A 21,681-nucleotide genomic window follows, 5' to 3' on the forward strand; every position below is an offset into this window, starting at 1 on the left:
GGCGGCGTTCCGGAATCTCGCACCGGGAGGGGCGACGTCCCTAGAATGCCCCAGTGTCCACTGTGCCGCTGGCCCTGAGCGGGCCGCTCGCCGCGTACCGGGAGCGGGCGGTGGTGGTCGGCGTGTCGGGCGGGGCCGATTCCGTGGCCCTGCTGCGCGCCCTGCTGCTGGTCGGCGCGCGGCCGGTGGTGGCCCACCTGGATCATGCGCTGCGCCCCGGTTCGGCCGACGACGCGGCCTGGGTGGCGGCGCTGGCGGCCCGCCTGGGGGTGAGGGCCGAGGGCGTGCGGGTGGACGTGGCCGGGGTCGCCTCGCGGCGGGGCTGGAACCTGGAGGACGCCGCCCGGCGCGTGCGCTACGATTTCCTCTCGCGGGTGGCCCGGCAGTCCGGCGCGGGGTTCATCCTGACCGCCCACACCCGCCGTGACCAGGCCGAGACGGTACTCGTGGGGCTGCTGCGGGGCGAGGCCGTGCTGAGCGGCATTCCGGCAGCGCGGGGCAAGGTCCGGCGGCCCTGGCTGGAGGTGGGCCGGCCCGAGGTCGAGGCCTTCCTGCACGCGCTGCGCCAGGACTGGCGCGACGATCCCAGCAACGCCGATCCCGCCTACACGCGGGCCTGGCTGCGGCGCGAGGTCATGCCGCGGCTCACGGCGCGCTTCCCCGGCCTGGAGGGCAGCCTGGCCCGGCTCGCGCGGCAGCAGGGCCAGGACAACGAGGCCCTGGGGGCGCTCGCCGCGGGAGTCACGGCCCACGTCCCCAGGGAGACCCTTGCGCCCGCGGTACTGCGGCGGCTCGTGCGTCAGGAGCTGCGGGCGGCGGGCCTGGACGTGCACGCCGGGCAGGTGGGCCGGCTCGCCGAGGCGCTGGGCTCGGGGGAGACCGCGCACCTGACCCTGCCGCGCGGCGCCGACGTGACCGTCACGGGCGGGCGCCTGTTCTCCGGGCCGCAGGGGTACCGTTCGCCTGCGTTCCCGCTGCCGGCCGGCTGGGCGCTGCGAACCCGGCAGGACGGCGACCGCATCCGGCTGCTGGGAGGCACGCGCAAGCTGAGCGACGTGTTCACGGATCTGAGGGTGCCGCGCGCCGACCGTGACCGGGTGCCGGTGCTGGTCTCAGCGGATCGGGCGGAGGGGGACGCCGTGCCGTGGAAGGAGTCCGTGCAGTGGATCGGCCTGACGCCCCCGGTCTGGGCGGTCGGTGCCCGCGAGCACGCCGGCCAGCCCGAAGACCCCCTGCACGCCGCGATGGGCGAGGCGCTGGCTCTGGCCCGCGAGGCGGCCGGGTCACGGGAGGTGCCGGTCGGGGCAGTGGTGCTCGGCCCGGACGGCGCGCTGGTGGGCCGGGGCCGCAATACCAGCCGCGCCGACGGCGACATGACCCGACACGCCGAACTCGCGGCGCTGTGGGGGGCGGCCGCCACGCTGGGCACCCCCTACCTGACAGGCTGCACCCTGGTCGTGACCCTGGAACCCTGCCCGATGTGTCTGGGCGCCGCGCTGGAGGCCCGCGTGGGGCACATCGTCTTCGGGGCCCGCAACGTCAAGGCGGGGGCGCTGGGCGGCGTGACCGACCTGCTGGCCCACCGCTGGGGCCACGCGCCGCAGGTCACGGGGGGGGTGCGGGCCCCCGAGGCGGCGCGGCTGCTGCGCGAGACCTTCCGCACCCTGCGCCGTGCCAGCCCCGCCGGATCCCATCGCGAATCCGGTCACCGTGAAGGCCCGGATCACCCCGAAGGCCTGTGACAATGGTGCGGACACTTTCAAAACACGATGATTTGGCATAACACGATGATTTGGGAAGGAGAGTTTCGCCGGCTGGGATGCTCTGTCTGTTCACTCCCTCCCAACGGGGGAGGGGCAAAAACGGCGTGTTCATCGCCAGAGGAGCACCCCGATCTGGAAAGTGTCCGCACCATTGGTGAGCGGGGTTCAGGTTATGACCGCGTGGATCGTCGCCGTCCACTTCCGAACGAACCCTTCCCGCGACCCTGGACTCTGTTCGCACGCGGCGTTCCGGCCGGTCGTCCAGACGGGCAGGACACCCGCGGCGGCGCGGCAGCCCCGGCCCCCCGACCCGCTGAGGCAGACTACCGGGGCATGATCCAGACCCTGACCGACCGTGTGCCGCGGGCCGCCCGGCCCACCCCGAGGAGTGAGAGATGACCCGCCCCCCCCTGAAAGCTGCCGACCTGCACGACCACGACGTGGTGATCGTCTCCGCCGTCCGGACGGCCATCGGCACCATCCGGGGCGGCCTGTCGGCGGTGAGGCCCGACGATCTGGCCGGGCGGGTGATCCGCGAGGCCGTGGCGCGGGCCGGGGTGCCGGCTGACCAGATCGAGGAGGTGGTCTTCGGCTGCGCGAACCAGGCCGGCGAGGACAACCGCAACGTGGCCCGCATGGCGGGTCTGCTGGCGGGTCTGCCTGACTCGGTGGCCGGCGTGACCCTGAACCGCCTGTGCGCCAGCGGGCTCGCGGCCGTGAACACCGCCGCCCGCGCCATCCGCTGCGGCGACGGCGACCTCTACGTGGCGGGCGGGGTGGAGAGCATGACCCGCGCGCCGCTGTCCATGCCCAAGGGGGCCCAGCCCTTCGCGAGCGGTAACGTCACGGTGTACGACACGACCCTGGGCTGGAGGTATCCGAACCCGGCGCTGGAGGCCCGCTTTCCGCTGGAGGCGATGGGCGAGACCGCCGAGAACATCGTGGAGCGGAGCCGGGAGGGGGCCTACGCCGGCGGCGAGATCAGCCGCGCGGATCAGGACGCCTTCGCCCTGGACTCGCAGCGCCGGGCGGTGGCGGCCCTGAACGCCGGCACCTTCAGGGATGAGATCGTGCCCGTGGAGGTCAGGGGGCGCCGGGGCACGACCCTCTTCGACACCGACGAGCACCCCCGCGTCCAGCGGCAGGGGGACACCTTCACCCTTGCCACCGATGCCGAGACGCTGGCCGGACTCAAGCCCGCCTTTCGCCCGGGGGGCAGCGTCACTGCCGGGAACGCGTCCGGCCTGAACGACGGCGCCGCCGCCCTGGTGCTGGCGAGCGCCACGAAGGCCCGCGAGCTGGGCCTGACCCCGCTGGCCCGCTGGGTGGGCGGCGCGGCGGCCGGCGTGGACGCCCGCGTGATGGGCCTGGGCCCCATTCCCGCGACCCGCAAGCTGCTCGCGCGCACCGGCCTGAGCGTGGCCGATCTCGACCTGATCGAGCTGAACGAGGCCTTCGCCGCGCAGGCGCTGGCCTGTATCCGCGAACTGGGGCTGGATCAGAGCCGGGTGAACGTGAACGGCGGCGCCATCGCGCTGGGGCACCCGCTGGGCATGAGCGGCGCGCGGCTGGTCGTGGCCCTGACCCACGAGCTAGGGCGCCGGGGGGCCCGTTATGGCCTGGCAACCCTCTGCGTGGGGGTCGGGCAGGGCGAGGCCGCGATCATCGAGCGGGTGGAGGCGTGAAGACGGTGCCGGTGATCACGGCGCCGCAGGCCGCTGCGCTGGTGAAGTCCGGGCAGACCCTGCTGGTGGGCGGCTTCGGCATGACCGGCAACCCGGTGCACCTCGTGCACGCGCTGGCCGAACTGCCCACGAACGCGCTCACGTACGTCGCCAACAACGTCTCCGAGCCGGGCCTGAGCGGCGGGCGGATGCTCCGCAACCGGCAGCTCAGCAAGGCGGTGGGCTCGTACTTCACCTCCAACCCCGAGGCGGTCAGGGCCCACCAGGAGGGCTGGCTGGAGGTGGAGCTGCTGCCCCAGGGCACGCTGGCCGAGGCGATCCGCGCGGGCGGCGCCGGGCTGGGCGGCTTCTACACGCCCACGGCCGCCGGCACATTGATCGCCGCGGGCGCCGAAGTCCGCACCCTGGGCGGGCAGGAGATGGTCTTCGTGCCGGCCCTGCGGGGCGACGTGGCTTTCATCCGGGCGTGGCGCGCGGACACCGCCGGCAACCTGCAGTACCGCCTGACCGAGCAGAACTTCAACCGGGCCATGGCGACCGCCGCCGACCTGGTGGTCGCCGAGGTCGAGGAGATCGTGCCGGTGGGCTCTATTGCGCCCGAGCAGGTGCACACGCCGGGGCTGTACGTGGACTATCTGGTGCAGGCGACGCTCACGCTGGACGACCTGGGCACCAGCGCCTCGGTGCGCGGCGGGAGCAAGCGCGTGGACGAGGGCCGCCTGAACATGGCCCGCCGCGCCCTGCAGGAACTGCGGCCGGGCGACGTGGTGAACCTGGGCATCGGGATCCCCACGCTGGTGGCCGACCTGATCACGCCGGAGCACGGGGTCACCCTGCACACCGAAAACGGCATGCTGGGCGTGGGGCCGGCCCCCGAGGACGGCGGCGCGCTGGACTATCCGGTGAACGCCGGCAAGATTCCGGTGACCGCCCTGCCCGGCGCGAGCTATTTCGACTCGGCCGACTCTTTCGCCATGATCCGGGGCAGGCATGTGGACGTGGCCGTGATGGGCGGCCTGCAGGTCGACGAGCACGGCAACCTGGCGAACTGGGCGGTGCCCGGCAAGCCCCTGCTGGGCGTGGGCGGCGCGATGGACCTTGCCAGCGGCGCCCGCAGACTCATCATCACCATGAGCCACACCGATCCCGACGGCACGCCCAAGGTGGTGCCGGAGTGCACCCTGCCGCTGACCACGCGCGGCGCGGTGGACATGATCATCACGGATCGGGCGGTCTTCGAGTTCCTGGGGGGCCAGCTCACCCTGACCGGCCTGATGCCGGGCACGACGCTGGAGGAGGTGCGGGTCACGACCGGCGCGCGTTTCGTGGAGCGGCTGCAGGCCGAGGGGTAGACCGAACCAGCCCGTCCAGCGTCCATCGAAAGGTCAGGGCCCGTGACCGCAGTGGCTCCCTCCGCCACACACCTTCTCCGTCGGCCCGACCTTCTCCGCCAGCGGTTTCTCCGCTGCTCTGGGGGGAGGGGGAGCAACGACACACCACCTGATCGGTGGACGCTGAACCAGAGCGATCCCGGCGCCCTCAGCCCGCGCGGGGACTGCCCATGGTCTCGGCGTAGGCCTCGCGCACGGTCTGTTCCAGCTGCGGGAGGCTCGGCACGCCGCTCATGTCGAGCATGGTCAGGATCTGCCGGGGCTCCAGCGAGGGATTCGAACAGGCCCGCAGCAGCGCGTAATGCACCACGCTGGTGCCGGGCCGCGCCCCCCCCGCCGGCGTCCAGGTTCTGGGCAGCCGGGGCAGCAGCGAGGCCGCGAAGCGCACGATCTCCGGCCCCTGACGCCGCGCCTCGCCCAGCAGCGCGCCGACCGAATGCACCCCCACGTAATGCAGCAGGCTGGCCAGCCGCTGCGGGCGTTCGGGGTCGGGCCAGCCGCGCAGCAGCGGCACGTTCAGGGCGGCGGCCACGGCCTCGTCCAGCTCGTGCACGGGCGGCAGCTCCAGCAGGTGGGTCATGCTCTGGGCGTCGATGAACACGCTGTCCGGATTCTCCCGGACACGCTCCGGCAGCGTGGCGGCGTAGTCCCCGGACAGGCGGTGCAGCGCCATGAACTCCTCGTCGGCCATCTCCAGCAGCCCCGCCAGCCGGTAGAAGCGCCGCCGCACCTCGCGCGGCACCGCCTCGCGGTTCTTGTAGCCCAGGTCGTGCTCGATCTCGGCCCAGGCGTGCTGCAGGATCGAGCGGATCTGGATCTCGAAGGGAGTGCCGGGAAAGGCGCTGAACTCGGGCGCGTCGGGGCGGGGGCACACCACGTAGTGCACGCCCATGTACCCGAAGCGGTCGGGGTCATGCATCTTGCTCTTGTCGATGGAATGTTCCCAGTCCACCTCGAAGGTGTCCTCGATCAGCCGGGAGACGACGGCCACGTCGGACTCGAAATAGGTGATCACGCGCACGGCCACCAGATCGGTCACGTCGGCCAGCGTCTGGTAGCGGCCGGGCTTGCGCCGCAGCTTGTCCGCCAGGCTGGCGGGGCGCTTGACCCGTCCGGTGACGTGGTGGATGTTCAGGCCGGTGGTGCCGAGCAGCCGGGTGGTCTGCGCCACCGCCGCGTCCCGCACCTGTTCGTAGTGCGGCAGGGATGCCTCGTACGCCTTGACCAGCCCGTCGCTCATGAGTAGGGCCAGCATACGTCGCTCCCGGCCCGGCGTCGCCCCCGATGTGGGCCGTTCCCACTTGTCCAAGTGTTTATGCGCCCGCCGGCCGCCGCGTGCCGTCTCCTGTCATCTTCCGGCCCCCCCGGCGTGCTACACCCTGGGACATGCGCTTTTCCCCGCGCCCCTTGGCCGGTGCCCTGGCCGTCCTGCTGGCCCTGACCACCGCCCACGCGCCGGCCACGGCCGCCGCCCGCTCGACCCCCGACCTCTTCGTGGCCTACCCCGATCCCGGCGCGCGGGTCGCCCACGACCACGTGATCCTGGAGGGCAGCGTGACGCCCGGCGCCCGCCTGAGCATCGACGGCCGCCCGGTCGAGGTGGGGCCCGACGGCCTGTTCATGGAGTGGTGGCCGCTGCGGCCGGGCACCAACGACCTGCGGCTGGTGAGTACCCAGGGCGCCGGGCGCGCGGCCCAGACCCTGCGCGTGATCCGGCCCGTGGTGCGCGCCCTGCCCGCCACGCCCACTGCCATCGACCGCGCCAGTCTGAGCCCGGCGCTCGCCCTGCAGTACTGGGACGCCCCCGGAGACTCCCCGGCCGAACGCTCCGTGCAGATCTCGTTCAGGGGCTCGCCGGGTGGGCGGGCCTCGTACCGGCTCGCGGGCAGTCCGCCGCGGCCCATGCGCGAGGGGCCGGGCGGCACCTACAGCGCCGTGTACGTCCTGCCGACCACGGCCCGCCTGCAGGGCGCGGCGTTCACCCTCAGTCTGAGCGGGCGCGACGGCCGTACGGTCAGCGCCACCGCTCCCGGCCGCCTGAGCAGCGATGGCAGCGGCCCGCGCCTGGCCACCCAGAAGGCCGGTACGGTGCGCGGTCTGGCCCTCAACGACGCCACCAACCTGAGCACCGATCTGGCCGGCGAGCCCCTGCTCTACCCGCGGGACGGCATGACCTTCACAGTGGTCGGTCGCCAGGGCGAGGACGTGCGCGTGCGGCTGGCCCCGGGGCTCCCGGCGCTGGTCACGGCGGATCAGCTCGGCCTGGGCGCGGGCCGGATGGAGGCGGCGGCGGGCGGCCGGATGACGCTGGAAGGCGTGGCCGACCTTGCCCCGTCGGGTGCGGGGTCTGGCCCGGCCGCGAGGGTGCCGGCCCTGGTGGCGTCCACCCCGCCCGCCTCGGCACTCCCACCGGCCACGGCCCCGCAGACGCCGGCCCCGCAGACCTCTGCCCTGCCGGCGCCGACGACCCAGGAGCCGGCGCTGCCTGAACTGACGCCCACCGACGCCCTGCCTCCAGGCGAGCCCCCGGCTGCGCCCGCGTCCCCACCCTCACCCGAGGAGTCGGCCGGCGACCTGCGGGTGCGGATTCCGCTGGGCGGGGCGCGGCTGCCGTTCACCGTCTCGCAGGAGGGGGCCGGCGAACGGCTGGCGCTCACGCTGTACGGGAACTTCGCCCTGCCCCTGACCGCTCCCGGGCCCTCGTCCGATCCGCTGCTGCGCGGGGTCGAGGTCAAGGCGCAGGGGCTGGGCGTCACGCGGGTGGTGGTCAGCCTGACGCCCGGCCAGGCCTGGGGCTACCACGCCAACTACGACGGCGCCGATCTGGTGCTCAGCGTGCGGCGGCCGCCCCGCCTGAATCCGCTTCGCCCGCTGGAGGGCCGCGCCATCACGCTTGATCCGGGGCACGGGGGCTCCCAGAAGGGCGGCGCCGGCAGCCTCCGGACGCCGGAGAAGGGGCTGGTGCTGCCCATCGCCCTGCGCGCGGCCGACCTGCTGCGGGCCCAGGGCGCGGTCGTCCGGCTGACCCGCACGGCCGACGTGACCCTGGGCCTGTACGAGCGCGGGCTGGTGGCCGAGGAGACCCGCTCGGACCTGCTGGTGAGCATCCACGCCAACGCCCTGCCCGACGGCCGTGACCCACGCGGCATCCGGGGGCCGGAGGTCTACTTCACGCACCCGCAGGCGCAGGGGGTGGCCGGCGCGATCCTGGCGCAGCTGCGGCGCACCCTGCCCGAGCTGGGGCCGGGAGCAGGCCTGAGGGGCGGCGCCTTCCTGGCCCTGACCCGGCCCAGCGCCCAGCCCAGCCTGCTGGTCGAGACCGCCTACCTCACCGACGCCGGCAACCTGCGCGTGCTGCACAGCCCGCAGGGGCAGGAGCGCTTCGCCCAGGCCATCGCGGCGGGGATCGCGGATTTCTATGCGGCCCAGGTGGCGGCTCAGGCGGCGGCGCGGCTCCGCTGAGGCGGAGGGTCGAACGGTCAGAGAGTCAAACGGTCGAACGGTCGAACCGTAGGACGGACGGAAGAGTGAACGGGCTGAGAGTCCGGTGGATGAGAACGCTGTCCAACGTCCGGAACCCGCTCCTGTTTCCTGGTCGGGGCCAGTGCGGCGCTGCCCTGCGAGGCAGCAGAGCCTTCTTCCTTTCGACCCTTAGACGGTTCGACCGTTTGACTGCCCCCTCCTGACTGCCCCCTCGCCCTGAACATAAATCATCCCACAGCGCCCGGCGACCGATGGACGAAGCTCCCCATGCTACGGTCGATTCATGACGTCAGCCACGCAGAATGAAGGCAGAAGCGCCCTGGTCACGGGCGGCAGCAAGGGAATCGGCTACGCGGTCGCGCAGGCGCTGGCCGGGGCCGGGTACTCGGTGACCATCACCTCCCGCCAGGAGGCCGAGATCCAGGAGGCGGCCGGGACGCTGGGTGAGCGGGTGCGCGGCGTGGTCTGCGACGTGCGCGACGCGGGCGCCGTGCAGCGGGCCGTGGACGGCCACGTGCAGGCCTTCGGCGGGCTGGACGTGCTGTTCGTGAACGCCGGGGTGGGCCACTTCGCCAACATCGAGGACATGACCCTGGAGCAGTGGCGCGACGTGATCGACATCAACCTCAGCGGCGCTTTCTACACCATCAAGGCGGGCATCCCGGCCCTCAAGCGGCGCGGCGGGTACATCTTCACGCTCTCCAGCCTGGCGGGGCGCAACCCCTTCGCGGGCGGCGCGGCCTACAACGCCTCCAAGTTCGGCCTGAACGGGCTCTCCGAGGTGCTGACCCTGGATCTGCGCCAGCACGGCATCAAGGTCACCCAGATCATGCCCGGCAGCGTGGCGACCCACTTCGGCGGCCACACGCCGTCCGAGGCCGATGCCTGGAAGATCCAGCCCGAGGACATCGCCCAGCTCACCCTGGATCTGCTGGACATGCCCGAGAGGACACTGCCCAGCCGCATCGAGGTGCGGCCCAGCCAGCCGCCGCGCAAATAGGCTCGGGCGCAGGCCACCCCATGCGGCTCAGGGTGGCCCTGCTAGAATGCTCCGCGTGTACACGAACCGCCGCGCTCATTACGAGTACGAGTTGCTGGAGCGCTTTGAGGCGGGCATCGCCCTGACCGGAAGTGAAGTGAAAAGCGTGCGGGCCGGGGGCGTCGATTTCCGCGACGCCTTCGCCCGGCTCGTGGGCCGCAACCTGGAACTGGAAGGGCTGTATATCCCGGTCTATACCCAGGCCACCTACAACAACCACGAACCCCGCCGCACCCGCCGCCTGCTGATGCACCGCGAGGAGATCCTCAAGCTGCGCCGGGGGCTGGAGCAGAAGGGCCTGACCCTGATTCCCACCCGCATGTACCAGAAGGGCCGGGTCTTCAAGGTCGAGGTGGCCCTGGCCCGTGGCAAGAAGCTGCACGACAAGCGCCGCGCCGAGGCCGAGAAGACCGTGCGCCGGGAGCTGCGAGAGCTATGAGGCGTGCGCGGTGGGCAGGAAGGCGGGCGAAACTGGCCGCGCTGCTGGGCGGGGCGCTGCTGGCGGGTCTGGCGGGCGCGCAGATCGCTTTCTCGAAGCTGAATCTGGCGGGCCAGCCGGTGCAGAGCATCCAGCTCTACGGCGCCGAGTACGCCAGCGAGGCCACCCTGAGCCGGCTGTTGAACATCGGGCGCGAGGGCGGGCTGATCCGGGTCACGGGGCTGGGCCACACGCTGCTGCTGCCGCTCGACGAGGATCAGCAGCGCGCCACCACCGACTTCAACACGGTGCAGCTGGACACCGAACGCCGCCGGGCCCGCTCGGCCACGCTGGTGAACGGCAACCTGTACCTGCCGCTGGACACCCTGGCGCTGGGGCTGGGCGCCCGCTACGAGGCCGGCAACTTCACCGTGGCCGCGCCCCGCCTGCAGGGCGTGAGCAGCCGCGCCGGTAAGGACTCCGACCGGCTGGTGCTCGACCTGACCCGCGATGTGGAGATCGTGGACGAGCAGCGCGGCACGAACGTCGTGGTCACCCTGCGCGGGCTGAGCGGCGAGGCGAGGCGCTACACCACGCGCGGCGCCTTCGTTCCGGAGGCCGAGGTTCGGAAGGTGGGGAGCGACCTGACGCTCACGCTGCCGCTGCCGGCCTCGAACGGCTACCGGGTCTATAAGGTGGTGCGCAGCGGCGGCGTGCGGGTGGTCGTGGACGCCGGGCCGGGCATCCCGGCCAGCAGTCCCGAGGTGCTGACCCGCGTGACCCGGCCCCTGATCGTGCTCGATCCGGCCCGCGTGGCCGGGGTGGGCCGCGACCCCACGCTGGAGGTGGCCCGGCGCGCCGCCGAACTGCTGACCCGTTTCGGCTGGCAGGTCAAGGTGACCCGCGACCCCACCACCGCCATGACCCGTGACGACGCCCTGAAGCTGGCCCGTCAGAGCGACGTCTATATGGCGCTCGACCTGGGCCGCTTCCCCGGCTCCAAACGCAGCGGCGTGACCGTGTACGAGCAGACCGGCCGCGCCAACGCGCAGGTGATCAATGCCCTGCGAACCGGCACCGTGCCGGCCTACGGCAGTCTGGTCGTGGCGAACACCGGCAGCACCCGCCGGCTGGCCCAGCTGCTGCGCGGTGAACTCAAGGGCGGCGGCGTCACCGCCCGCCAGGAGGCCATCTCGCGGGTGCTGACCCTGGGTGAGGCGGCCCAGGCGGCGGTGCTGCTGGAGCTGGGCTGGGCCAACAACGCCGAGGATCTCGCGAAGCTCAGCGTGGATCAGCGGCTGCAGGTCATGGCCGAGGCGGTGGCCCGCTCGGTCGCCACCTACCTGACCGCGCGGGCGACCAACAACGCCAACGTCTCGGCGCAGGGGGCCGCGCCGTGAGGCGCATCCTCTCGCTGTTCAACGTGGTCAGCGCCGGCCTGCTGGTGGTCGCGGTGCTGGCCTGGCAGGCGGTGCAGCGCGTGCCGCCCACGCCGGACGCCCCCCGCCTGCAGCTCGCCGAGCGCACGGCGGTGCCGGTCAAGGTGTATTTCACCGACGCCCAGGTGCAGCGTCTGGCCCCGGAGTCGCGCACGGTGCAGATCACCCAGCGGAACCCGGCGGCGGTGGCGCAGGCCGCGCTGGGCGTCTGGGCGGCCGGCCCCACCCAGGCGGGGCACCTGGGCGCCGTGCCCAGGAACACCCCGGCGCCCAAGGTGTACGTGCGCGGCCAGCATTACTTCGTGGATCTCCCCAAGGCCTACGCCCAGCTCCGCTACGGCACCAGCGGTGAGCACATGCTGCTGTGCACGATCACCCGCACGCTGCTGGAAACGCGCGGCCAGGACGTGACCTTCGTGCTCGATGGTCAGGCCGTGGACGAATTGGGTCACATCGACCTGCGCGAGCCCTTCACCCGTCAGGACTGTGCGGATCAGTGACGGGCCGACCAGTGAGGGGAGGCGTGAGGGTCTAGAGGTCTGACCGTCGAACGGTCTGACAGAGGGCGCGCTGCGCTCTGCTCAGACTCTCAGACGTTCAGACTGCTCGACCCCTCTTTCCCATGCTGCACAGCGTCACCCTGCAGGGCTTCAAATCCTTCGCCGACCGCACCCGCCTGGAGTTCGGCCCCGGCGTGAGCGCCGTGATCGGCCCCAACGGCAGTGGCAAGAGCAACGTGGTCGAGGCGATCCGCTGGGCCACCCACCAGGCGCGGGCCAGAGAGCTGCGTGCCGGACGCGGCACCGAGCTGATCTTCCACGGTTCGTCCCTCAAGGCGCCGCTGGGGCTGGCCGAGGTGCAGCTCGAACTGCAGACCCCGGAGGGCCGCGTGAACCTCGCGCGGCGGGTCTACCGCGACGGCACGGCCGAGCAGGATCTGAACGGCCGCGCGGCCCGGGCGCGCGACGTGCAGGGCGCGCTGCGCGGCACCGGGCTGGGGCCGGGCGGGCTGGCGGTGATCGGCCAGGGCGAGGTGAGCGGCGTGGTGCAGGCCGAGGGCCGCACGCTGCTGGGCTACCTGCAGGAGGCGGCCGGACTGTCGCGCGCGGTCAGTGCCCGCCAGGAGGCCGAGGCCCGGCTGCGCGAGGCCGACTCGCACCTGGCCCAGCTGGAACTGATCCGCCAGGAGCGCGGGGCCGCCGCCGCCCGCCTGGAGCGCGCTGCGCAGGAGGCCCGCCGCCACCGGGAACTCAGCGCGCGGGGGCTCGCCCTGGAGGAAGCGCTGCGCCGCGAGCGGCAGGCGACCCTGCGCGCCGAGGTGCAGGCCGCCCAGACCGAGGCCCTGGCCCTGGAGGCCCGCAGCGCCGGACTGGCGGCCGAGGTGCAGGGGGCGGCGACGGCCGTGGAGGTCGCCCGCGAGGCCGCCCAGGATGCCCGCGCCCGCCGCGAGGCCCATGCCGGGGCGCTCGAGACCCTGCGCGCCGCCCGCGACGCCCACGCCCAGGCCGCCCGCTACCGCGACCACCTGAGCGGCGAGGCCCAGGCGATCGCCCAGGAACTCGCGGCCCTGCCCACGGCGCCGCCCGCCCAGCCAGTCCCCGACCTCCCGGCGCTGGAGGCGGCGGGCGCGCAGGCCCGCCAGTCGGCCGAGGCGGCCGAGCGCCGGGCCCGCGGCCTGGACGCCGAATTGAGCCGCGCCCGCGCCCTGGCCGCCCGCGCCGCTGAGGCCCACGCCCGCGCCGACGCCAGCCGCGAGACCCTGCGCGCCGAGCTGGAGCGTGCCGAGACCCAGCTGGGGCAGCTCCGGGACACCCTGGAGGCCGCCCGCGAGCGGCTGGCCCTGGCGACCCACGCCCGCGAATTCGCGGAGACCCAGTACGCCGGGCTGCGGGGGGGCCGCGAGGACGCGGCGGCCCGCGAGCGCCACCTGAGCGGCGAGCTGTCGCGCCTGCAGGCCAGTCTGGCGCCGCTGCGCCGCGAATCGGAGCGGCTGGAGAGCGCCCTGAACTCCTACGCCCGCTACGGCGAGGGCGCCCGCAACGCCCTGCGCCTGGAACACCCGGGCATCGTGGGATCGGTGGCCGACCTGCTGACGGTACCCGCCGAATACGAGGTCGCGCTGGGCGCGGCGCTGGGCCGCCGGCTGGAACAGGTCGTGGTGGCCCGCGCCGACGACGCCCGCGAGATCATCGAGGAACTCAAGCGCGCCGGGGGGCGCGCCACCTTCCTGCCCCTCGACCTGATCCGCGCCCGCCCGCGCCGCGACGGGGCGCTGCTGCGAGAGGCCGGCGTGGTCGGGAACCTGGCCGACCTGTGCCCCAGCGACCCGCCGCTGGTGGCCGAAGCCATCCTGGCCGATACCCTGCTCGTGCAGGACTTACGCACGGCCAACCGGATCGCCCGCGCCCACGTCTCTCGCCCGCGCCTGGTCACCCTGGAGGGCGAACTGGTCGAGCCGGGCGGCGCCATCACCGGGGGCCGGCTGAGAGATACGGCGGGCGGGGTGCTCGCCGACCAGCGCCGCTTTCAGGAGCTGGCCGCCGAGCTGGAGGCTGCCGAGGCGCAGGCCCAGGCCCTGGCCCGGCAGCGCGATCAGGTGCAGGCCGATCTGGCGGGCAGCGGCGCCTCGCACGACGCGCTGCTGGCCGCCCGTGAGCGCGCCGCCCGCGAGGAAGCCGAGGCCGAGCGGCAGGTCACGCAGCTCGACGCCCAGTGGCGCAGCCTGGGGGCCAACCGCGACCGGCTGCTGGCGCGCCTGGGGCCGGAACTGGGGCCAGAGCTGGAGTCGGATGCGACCCCCGGCGAGCCCGCGCCCCTCGATCCGGCGGGTCTGGAAGCGCTGGAAGCCGACCTGAACGCGGCCCGGCAGGCCGCCGAGGCTGGCCGGGCCGCCGAGCGGGGCGCCGCCGAGGCCCTGGCCCTGGGCCGCGAACTGGGCGCCCTGTGGCGCGCCTACCGGGCCGCGACCACCCGCGCGGCCGACCTGCAGGCCCGCCTGGAGGCCAACGCCGGGGCCGCCGCCGCCCAGGAGGCGCACCTGCAGGCCGCCCAGGCCGAGGTCGCGCGCCGCGAGGCCACGCTGGGCAGCCTGGACGAGCAGGAGTTCCCGCGCGCCGAGCAGGCCCGCGAGGACGCGGCGCGGGCCTACGCCAACCTGATCGGGGCGCAGAACAAGGTGCGCGCCCGCCTGGAGGAGCTGCGGCTGTTGATCGCCCGGCGCCAGGGCAGCCTGGAGGCCCTGCCGGACGGCTGCCAGCTGCCGGGCACGCCCCGCGAGTGGACGGCCGACCTGGGCCGCGCCCGCACCGAGCTGGAGGCCCTGGGCCCGGTGAACGCCCGCGCCGAGGCCGAACACGCCGAGGCCCAGGCCAGCCTGGACGCCCAGCGAGCCGAGATGGACGACGCCGCTCAGGCGGCCGGTGAACTGCGCGCCCACCTGCACACCCTGGAGAGCGCCGAGGCCGCCGCCACGCGCGCCGCCTTCGACCGCGTGAACGCCGCCTTCCAGGAGTACAGCGCCGAGCTGCTGGGCGGGCAGGGCGAGCTGGAAACGGAACTCGACCCGGAAGGCCGGCTGACCGGACTGCGGCTGGCGGTGCAGCCCAAAGGGAAACGCACCCGCTCCATGACCCTGCTCTCGGCCGGCGAGCGCACCATGGCGGGCCTGGGCTTCCTGTTCTCCCTGAACCACGCGGGCGGCGAGGGCAGCGCGGGCGGCCTGCCCCTGGCCGTGCTGGACGAGGTGGACGCCCCGCTGGACGAGGCCAACATCCGCCGCTTCACCGCCTTTTTAGAGCGCTTCAGCGCGCGTGGCGCCCAGTTCCTGCTGGTCACGCACCAGAAGGCGACCATGGAGGTCGCGCACGCCCTGTGGGGGGTGACCACCGACCAGACCGGGGCCAGCCGCGTGCTGAGCATCAAACGCCCGGAGGATGCCCGCGCCGGCTGAGGAACCGGCAGGGTGCACTGGCAGGGGCACTGCCACTGCTGGTGCAGTTGCCGGCCATGCCCCCTGACCGGCCCCCTGATCCATGCTCTACAGTGGTCTCGTCCTGCCCGCCGTCCCCCGACCCTCCCTGCCGAAAGCGACGTTCCCACCATGACTGAATCCGAACCCACCGCCGTCCACCTTCTGACCACCATCCAGGCCTGGCAACGCGGCGAGCGGCCCCGCGAGGACGTGGTGCTGCTGCTCTCCCAGGTGCCCTCCGAGGACGGCGAGCTGATCCGCGAGGTCATCCGGGGCGTGTGCCAGCTGCCGGGCGCAGCGACCCCGCACGGCGACTCCACCGACACCTGGCGCTCGGAACTGATGGCCAGCCGGGCACGTACCTGGCGGGTGCCGGACACGGCCGGTCTGCTGGTCGGGCCTTCGGTGCTGATCCTCACCGATGGCCGCGAGGGCGCCGTGCTGCGCCGGGACGGCGTGCAGTGCCTCCCGGCCAGCGTCTGCGCCTCGATGATGCTGCTGTGCGAGACCATCGTGATGGCGCACACCGCGCTGGACGCCCACGAGATGCAGAAGCTGCAGCGCCAGCGGGTCGAGGCGACCTCCACCTCGCTCTCCGAGATCGACCGGATTCCCTGAGCCTGCCACCGGGGCCAAAACCGTTCGGGCCGGTGGGGAAGACGATCCTCACCGGCCCGGACTCTGCTCATACGGGATTAAGATGAGTTGCAAGCATGGACACGCTGCCACTGCACCCGTACCGAACCGTCACGGAACTTGAAGCGTCGTATCGATCGGCCCACCGTCCGGTCGAACGCTCCCGCTGGCACATCCTGTGGCTTAAAGCCAAAGGGTATCCCCCGCGCCAGATCGCTGATGCCACGGGGTACAACCGCAACACCATCAGCACCCTGGTGCGCCGATACAACCAGCACGGCCCTGAGGCGGTGCGCGACAAACGTCAGGACAACCACTCCGACCCCGCCCTGACCCCCGATCAGCAGCGGCAGCTCTCGGAGGCGCTGATGGAGACCCCGCCCAGGGGCGGGGTGTGGACGAGCGGCACCGCCCAGGCGTACATCTACGAGCACTTTGCGGTGGCGATCACCGAGGTGTGTGCGTGGGGGTATCTCAAACGCCTGGGGTTCAGTGTGCAGCTGCCACGTCCCCGTCACCATCTGGCGGCCGATCCAGACGTGCAGGCGGCGTTCAAAAAAAAGTAGCCCAAACATTGCGCACGGCGCAGGCAGCGTACCCGCACCAGCGGGTACGCCTGTTTGTTCAGGACGAAGGCCGCGCTGGGCTCAAACCTGTGCTCATGCGGGTGTGGGCCAAGGTCGGCCAGCGACCCATCGCGGTGCAGCATCGGGGGTTCCAGTGGCTCTACGTCTATGTCTTCGTGGAACCGGTCACCGGCACGAGTGACTTCTTGATCCTGCCGACAGTGAGCACGGCGGTCATGCAGGTGGCCCTGGCGGCCTTCAACGATGCGGTGAATCCGACTGGGCGGGACATCATCGTGCTGTTGCTGGATGGTGCGGGCTGGCACACCAGCCCGCAGCTGACCGTGCCCCCCACGATGCTGCTGGTCACGTTTCCCCCCTACACCCCGGAGCTGTCCCCAGCAGAACCGCTGGTCGGTCGAGTCAAGCGTCCCCTGGCGAACCGAACCTTCACGACCCTGGATGACGTGCAAGACGTCTTGAGCCACGAGTGCCAGCGCTTGATGGCGTCACCGTCCGAAGTGCAGTCGCTGACCGCTTTCCCCTGGATACGCCATGCCCTGAATTCATGTTAGTCCGGTATCAGTCCCTCAGGGCAGGGTAAACGCCGCCGCGTCCTGGGCGGGCAGGCTCAGGTGCAGGTAGCCCCCGCGCACGCTCGCCCTGGCGTTCTGGCCCGCGAACAGCGAGGTCACGGTCGCGAGGTCGGCCGCCTTCAGGCCCAGGCCGCTCAGCTTCAGGCTGTAGGTGCGCCGCTCCTTGCCCCCGTGCCACGCCGCCAGCACCCGCTGGCCGTCCACCGTGCGGGTGAACAGCAGCAGCTGTGACTCCAGGGCCAGCGGCACTGGCACCAGCGTCAGCGTGCCCCGGCTCAGGGCCGGGCTGGCCTTGCGCGCGGCGATGGCGCCCCGAGCGACCTCGTACACGGCGCGTTCCTCGGGCGTCCACTGATCCTCGAAGCGCATCTGGCGGCGGTTGTCGGGATCGGCCCCGCCGCGCTGGGCGATCTCGGTGCCCTGCCAGATCACGGGCACGCCCCTGAGCGTCATCAGGGCGCGCAGGCCGTACTTCGTGCGCTCGCGGCCCACGTCCTCGAACAGGCTGCCCTGCGCGAAGCGGGGGACGTCGTGGTTGTCGAGGAACAGCGCGACGTCGCCGGGGCGCACGAGTTCACCCTGCCGTGACAGCACGGTTCTCACCCGGTCGAGGCCCTGGCCGCCCATCACCGAGTCCTTCATGGCCGCCTGCAGGCTGAACAGGAACAGCGAATCGAACCCCGCCTTCTGCCACTCGGCCACCGTGCCCGTGTCGGCGTCGAACCACTCGCCCAGCGTCCAGCTGCCGGCTGCCCGGTCGCGCGCCAGCAGCTCCTTCAGGAAGGGCCGCTCGACGTGCTTGATGGCGTCGTAGCGCAGCGCGTCCACCCCGCGCGCCCGCCAGAAATCGGCGTTGCCGATCAATTGCTCGCGCACCTGCGGCACGCTCTGCTTCAGGTTGGGCAGGCCGGCCAGCGGGCAGTCCACGTCCTTGTCGGTGCTGGCCTGACACTCGGCGTCGGTGGTGAACCACCCTGGGCGCAGCTTCACGGCCGCCGCCTCGTAGCCGTAATGGTTGATGACCTGATCGAGCACGACCTTCATGCCCGCGCCGTGCGCCGCCTTCACGAAGGCGTCGAAGTCCGCCAGGGTGCCGAAGTGCCCATCGACCGCGCGGAAATCGGCCGGCCAGTAGCCGTGGTAGGCCGCCGTGGCGAACGAGTTCACGCTCTGCTGCTGATACACCGGGGTCATCCAGACCGCCGTGGCCCCCAACTTCTGGATGTAATTCAGCTTTCCGGTTAGGCCCCTGAGGTCGCCGCCGTGCCACGCGCGGGGATCGGCCAGGTTGACTCCCTGGTTGTTGCCCGGGTCGCCGTCGGCGAAGCGGTCCGGCATGACCTGATAGATGATCTGGCCCTCGAAGGAGGGGAGGGCGGGGGTGGTCTGCGCGCTCGCCGCCGCTGAGGCGAGGAACGCGGCCAGGACGAGGCTTGGACGCATGGCGTCTATGGTAAGCCCAGCGGGCGCCCGACCCGTCGTCTCCCTTGATCTTTGGGTGTGTGCGGCGCACCCTGAAGCTCCATGGAACTCCTGACCCTGATCACCGGCGAGGCCGCCCCGCTGCAGTCCCTCCCGGCTCAGGTGGGCCGCCTGCACTTCCCGGCCGGCACCGTGCTGCCCCCCACCCGCCACGCGCAGGACGAACTGTCGTTCATCCACAGCGGCGTGCTGCGGGCAGTCTGCGGCGGGAAGGCCGTGACCCTGCGCGGCGGCGACGTGTCCTTCATTCCCGCCGGCGAGGAACACCAGGCCGAGGTGCTGGAGGACGTGACCCTGAGCTACGTGCTGCTGGACAGGCGCTGAGGGACGTGCTGCGGCTGACCCGGAGGGCGTCCCGGACGTTGACGGCCCATGTGGGATACCCGTGGTGGGGAGGGCTCCAGAGTCGTCCGTTCCGCCCGGCTTCGCTCCGGAACCCCGGCCCTGCCCCCTTTGCTCAGGTCGGGTGCTCAGGTCGGGAGCCCGCCCCGCCTCCCCTGGAGCAGACGCTGAAGCTGTCCTGATCGCGCGCCCCAGGACTCTCTGACGCCAGGCTGCTGAACAGGGCGGGGCGGCCGGACGTCCAGCATCCAGGCCGCCCCGCCTCCCGCCCCGCTCAGCCCGTGTTGCGTACGCCCGCCGCGATGCCCTGGATGCTCAGCATCAGCGGGCGTTCGAATTCGTCCAGACCGCCCTCGGTGGCGCGGGCGCGGCGCAGCAGTTCCACCTGGATGCGGTGGATGGGGTCGATGTAGGGGTTGCGCAGCCCGATGCTCTCCTTCAGGCGGGGCTCGTTGCCCAGCAGCTCGGCGCCCACGACCTCCTGCACCAGGGTCACGGTCTGGGCATAGGCGTCCTTCAGGCGGTCGGCCAGGGGGTGCGGCCTCACCAGGCGCAGGTATTCGTCGAAGATCAGCGGGTCGCTCTTGGCCAGGCTCATCTGGGCGTTGTCCAGCACCGTGCGGAAAAAGGGCCAGCCGGCGTACATCTCGCGGGCCAGCGCCGGCCCGATCTCGCGCACGCCCTCCAGCAGACCGTACCAGCCGGGCAGATTGGCGCGGTTCTGCGTCCAGCTCATGACCCAGGGAATGGCGCGCAGGTTGCTCAGGCTGGGCGCGCCGGGCCGCCGCACCGGGCGCGAGGCGATGTTCAGGCGGGCGATCTCGTGGATGGGCGTGACCCCCTCGAAAAACCCGATGAAGTCCGGATCGTCCACCAGGGCGCGGTAGGCGCCGGCGCTGGCCTTCGCGGCGCGCCCCATCGCGGCCGTCCAGTCCTCCTTCAGTTCGTCGTTGCGCCGGGCGGCGGCCAGCAGCAGCCCGTACAGGGCCTGTTCCAGGTTGCGCCGCGCCAGCAGCGGGTGGGAGTACTTGTCGGCCAGCGCCTCGCCCTGCTCGGTGATCCGCAGCCCGGCGTCGATGGTGCCCGCCGGCTGCCCCAGGATGGCCCGCGAGGCCGGCCCGCCCCCGCGCCCGATGCTCGTGCCGCGCCCGTGGAAAAACCGCCAGCGCACGCCCGCCCCGCGGCACACGTCGCTGACCCGGCGCTGGGCCTCGTGCAGGGCCCAGTTGGCGGCCAGGAAGCCGGTGTCCTTGTTGGAATCCGAATAGCCCAGCATGATCTCCTGCACCCCGTCCCCCAGCACGGCGCGGTATTCGGGCAGGCTCAGCAGCGCCTGAACCACCTGCGGCGCGTTCTCCAGATCCTCCAGCGTCTCGAACAGCGGCACCGGCAGGATCGCAAACCCCACCTCGCGGGCCAGCAGCAGCGGCTCCAGCACGTCGCTCACGCTCTCCGACATCGACACGATGTAGCGCCCGAAGGCCCGTGGGCCGGCGACCCTGGTGGCCTGCTTCACCTCCCGGATCGGGCCGATGGCGTTCTCTAGCGCGTCAGGCAGCGCCTCCCCGGCGGGCCACAGCGGGCGGCGCGAGCGGAGTTCGCGGGCCAGCAGTTCCTGTTTGGCGGGCTCGGCGAGCGCCAGGTAGTCGGCCTCGACGTCGGCCGCGCGCAGCAGTTCGGCCACCGCCGCGCCGGTCTGGGCCGAGTGCTCGCGCAGATCCAGGCTGACCAGATGCTGCCCGAACACCCGCGTCAGCGAGAGCAGCGGGGTGAGCAGGGTATCGGCGCTGCGATGCTGGCCGTCTTGGTGAAGCTGCAGGTGCAGGGCGTCCAGCCGGGGCAGCAGCTCGACCGGGTGCCCGTCACGGATGGCGCCATGCAGGTCGCGCAGTTCCTCGCGGTAGGCCTCGTGGCCCCCCAGCTCCTGGCTCAGGTCGGCGTAGGCCCGCTGGACGGCGCTCAGCAGCAGCTCGCGCGCCCGCTCACGGTGAACCTCCAGCGCCTCGCGGGTGGCCTGGGGCGTCACGAAGGGGTTGCCGTCGCGGTCGCCGCCCATCCACGAGGAGAAATGCAGCGGCAGCGCGGCCTCGGAGTCGTGCTCGAAGACGTTCTTAAAGGCGCGGCGCAGGTCGCGCTGCAGCTCCGGCAGCGCCTGGGCGATGGAGGTGATGTAGTTCAGGCCGCCCTTGACCTCGTCCAGCACGGTCGGCTTCAGGCGCCTGAGCTCGGGCGTCGTCCACATGGCCTCCACGTGGGCGGTCACGCGGTCGAGCGCGCCCTCGTCGGCCAGATCGGGAATGGCGCGCGCCACCTCGACGAGGTGGTTGCGGATGGTGCGCCGGCGCATCTCGGTGGGGTGGGCGGTGAAGGTCAGCCCCAGGTCGACCCGCTCGATCAGCGCCTCCACGTCGGCCGCCGACAGCCCCTGCGCCTTCAGCTCGGTCAGCGCCTGCTCCAGACTCTGCGGGCGCACCCCGGTCACGGCGCGCAGCACCCGCACCCGCTCGTATTCCTCGGCCAGGTTGACGAGCTGGAAATACCAGGTGAAGGCCCGCGCCAGGTTGCCGGCGTCGGCGCCGCTCAGCCCCGCGAGCATGGCGCGCAGCTCGGCGTCGTCGCCGCCCGCGCGCACCTCGCGCACCAGGGCGCGGGTGCGCTCGACGAGTTCGAAGAAGGCCTCGCCCTCCTGTTCCTTCAAGACCAGACCCAGCGTGCGGCCCAGCAGATTCACGTCACTCCGGATGCTCATGGCCTTCAGTCCCTCCCCACCCACCGTCTGCGTGGGCTGCGTTCCACACCGCTGCTCCGGCGTCATGCCGGTTCTGTCAGCTGTCCAGCCGGATGCCCCGTCGGATACCCGGTCGGGTGCCC

At 72.6% G+C, this 21,681-nt stretch carries 16 protein-coding genes; 13 read left to right on the forward strand and 3 right to left on the reverse strand.

What is annotated here, in order from left to right; genetic code table 11:
* Positions 1–53: 53 nt before the first annotated feature.
* The 3 genes from tilS (at position 54) to CVO96_RS14570 (ending at position 4,800) form a co-directional block, all read left to right on the forward strand.
* On the forward strand, positions 54–1,742 hold the full coding sequence (gene tilS / locus CVO96_RS14560) for a tRNA lysidine(34) synthetase TilS (RefSeq protein WP_423739367.1): 1,689 nt from the start codon (positions 54–56) through the stop codon (positions 1,740–1,742).
* Between the two features lie 416 nt (positions 1,743–2,158).
* Positions 2,159–3,448, forward strand: a complete 1,290-nt coding sequence (locus CVO96_RS14565) for a thiolase family protein (protein WP_103312848.1) — start codon at positions 2,159–2,161, stop codon at positions 3,446–3,448.
* Positions 3,445–4,800 carry a 3-oxoacid CoA-transferase gene (locus CVO96_RS14570; RefSeq protein WP_165795311.1) on the forward strand — a complete coding sequence of 452 codons (1,356 nt, stop codon included), beginning with the start codon at positions 3,445–3,447 and terminating at the stop codon, positions 4,798–4,800. Before CVO96_RS14565 ends, CVO96_RS14570 begins: the two co-directional genes overlap by 4 nt.
* Before the next feature lie 187 nt (positions 4,801–4,987).
* Here CVO96_RS14570 and CVO96_RS14575 read toward each other — a convergent pair whose 3' ends face one another.
* Positions 4,988–6,094 (reverse strand): GTP pyrophosphokinase, encoded by a 1,107-nt coding sequence (locus CVO96_RS14575; protein ID WP_243398381.1) that lies wholly within the window; start codon positions 6,092–6,094, stop codon positions 4,988–4,990.
* A 131-nt stretch (positions 6,095–6,225) separates the two neighbouring features.
* Here CVO96_RS14575 and CVO96_RS14580 point away from each other — a divergent pair, with 131 nt between their 5' ends.
* From CVO96_RS14580 to CVO96_RS14620, 9 genes are all read left to right on the forward strand, one after another.
* Positions 6,226–8,301 (forward strand): N-acetylmuramoyl-L-alanine amidase, encoded by a 2,076-nt coding sequence (locus CVO96_RS14580; protein ID WP_103312850.1) that lies wholly within the window; start codon positions 6,226–6,228, stop codon positions 8,299–8,301.
* 304 nt (positions 8,302–8,605) lie between these two features.
* Positions 8,606–9,322 carry an SDR family oxidoreductase gene (locus CVO96_RS14585; RefSeq protein ID WP_103312851.1) on the forward strand — a complete coding sequence of 239 codons (717 nt, stop codon included), beginning with the start codon at positions 8,606–8,608 and terminating at the stop codon, positions 9,320–9,322.
* 46 nt (positions 9,323–9,368) lie between these two features.
* The gene (smpB, locus tag CVO96_RS14590) at positions 9,369–9,800 is read left to right on the forward strand and encodes an SsrA-binding protein SmpB (RefSeq protein ID WP_103312852.1); all 432 of its coding nucleotides are present in this window, start codon (positions 9,369–9,371) and stop codon (positions 9,798–9,800) included.
* Positions 9,797–11,179: an N-acetylmuramoyl-L-alanine amidase gene (locus CVO96_RS14595; RefSeq protein ID WP_103312853.1), complete on the forward strand. Its 1,383-nt coding sequence runs from the start codon at positions 9,797–9,799 to the stop codon at positions 11,177–11,179. Before smpB ends, CVO96_RS14595 begins: the two co-directional genes overlap by 4 nt.
* On the forward strand, positions 11,176–11,718 hold the full coding sequence (locus CVO96_RS14600; RefSeq protein WP_103312854.1) for a GerMN domain-containing protein: 543 nt from the start codon (positions 11,176–11,178) through the stop codon (positions 11,716–11,718). The genes CVO96_RS14595 and CVO96_RS14600 overlap by 4 nt, the downstream gene beginning before the upstream one ends.
* Before the next feature lie 122 nt (positions 11,719–11,840).
* The gene (locus CVO96_RS14605) at positions 11,841–15,167 is read left to right on the forward strand and encodes an AAA family ATPase (RefSeq protein ID WP_103312855.1); all 3,327 of its coding nucleotides are present in this window, start codon (positions 11,841–11,843) and stop codon (positions 15,165–15,167) included.
* 150 nt (positions 15,168–15,317) lie between these two features.
* Positions 15,318–15,806 (forward strand): hypothetical protein, encoded by a 489-nt coding sequence (locus CVO96_RS14610; protein ID WP_103312856.1) that lies wholly within the window; start codon positions 15,318–15,320, stop codon positions 15,804–15,806.
* Between the two features lie 95 nt (positions 15,807–15,901).
* Positions 15,902–16,390, forward strand: coding sequence for a winged helix-turn-helix domain-containing protein (locus tag CVO96_RS14615; RefSeq protein ID WP_103310445.1), 489 nt, complete (start codon positions 15,902–15,904; stop codon positions 16,388–16,390).
* Positions 16,288–16,965, forward strand: a complete 678-nt coding sequence (locus tag CVO96_RS14620; RefSeq protein ID WP_279326991.1) for a transposase — start codon at positions 16,288–16,290, stop codon at positions 16,963–16,965. The genes CVO96_RS14615 and CVO96_RS14620 overlap by 103 nt, the downstream gene beginning before the upstream one ends.
* A gap of 15 nt (positions 16,966–16,980) precedes the next feature.
* Here the strand turns inward: CVO96_RS14620 and CVO96_RS14625 are convergent, their stop codons facing one another.
* Positions 16,981–18,429 (reverse strand): alpha-amylase family glycosyl hydrolase, encoded by a 1,449-nt coding sequence (locus CVO96_RS14625; RefSeq protein WP_103312857.1) that lies wholly within the window; start codon positions 18,427–18,429, stop codon positions 16,981–16,983.
* 81 nt (positions 18,430–18,510) lie between these two features.
* Here CVO96_RS14625 and CVO96_RS14630 point away from each other — a divergent pair, with 81 nt between their 5' ends.
* Complete coding sequence (locus CVO96_RS14630) at positions 18,511–18,792, forward strand: cupin domain-containing protein (RefSeq protein ID WP_103312858.1); 282 nt, start codon at positions 18,511–18,513, stop codon at positions 18,790–18,792.
* 292 nt (positions 18,793–19,084) lie between these two features.
* On the opposite strand, the gene CVO96_RS14635 is transcribed toward CVO96_RS14630, so the two are convergent.
* Positions 19,085–21,559, reverse strand: coding sequence for a phosphoenolpyruvate carboxylase (locus CVO96_RS14635; protein WP_103313526.1), 2,475 nt, complete (start codon positions 21,557–21,559; stop codon positions 19,085–19,087).
* Positions 21,560–21,681 lie beyond the last annotated feature (122 nt).

Origin of the sequence: Deinococcus koreensis, assembly GCF_002901445.1 — a bacterium.
Taxonomy (GTDB): Bacteria; Deinococcota; Deinococci; order Deinococcales; family Deinococcaceae; genus Deinococcus; species Deinococcus koreensis.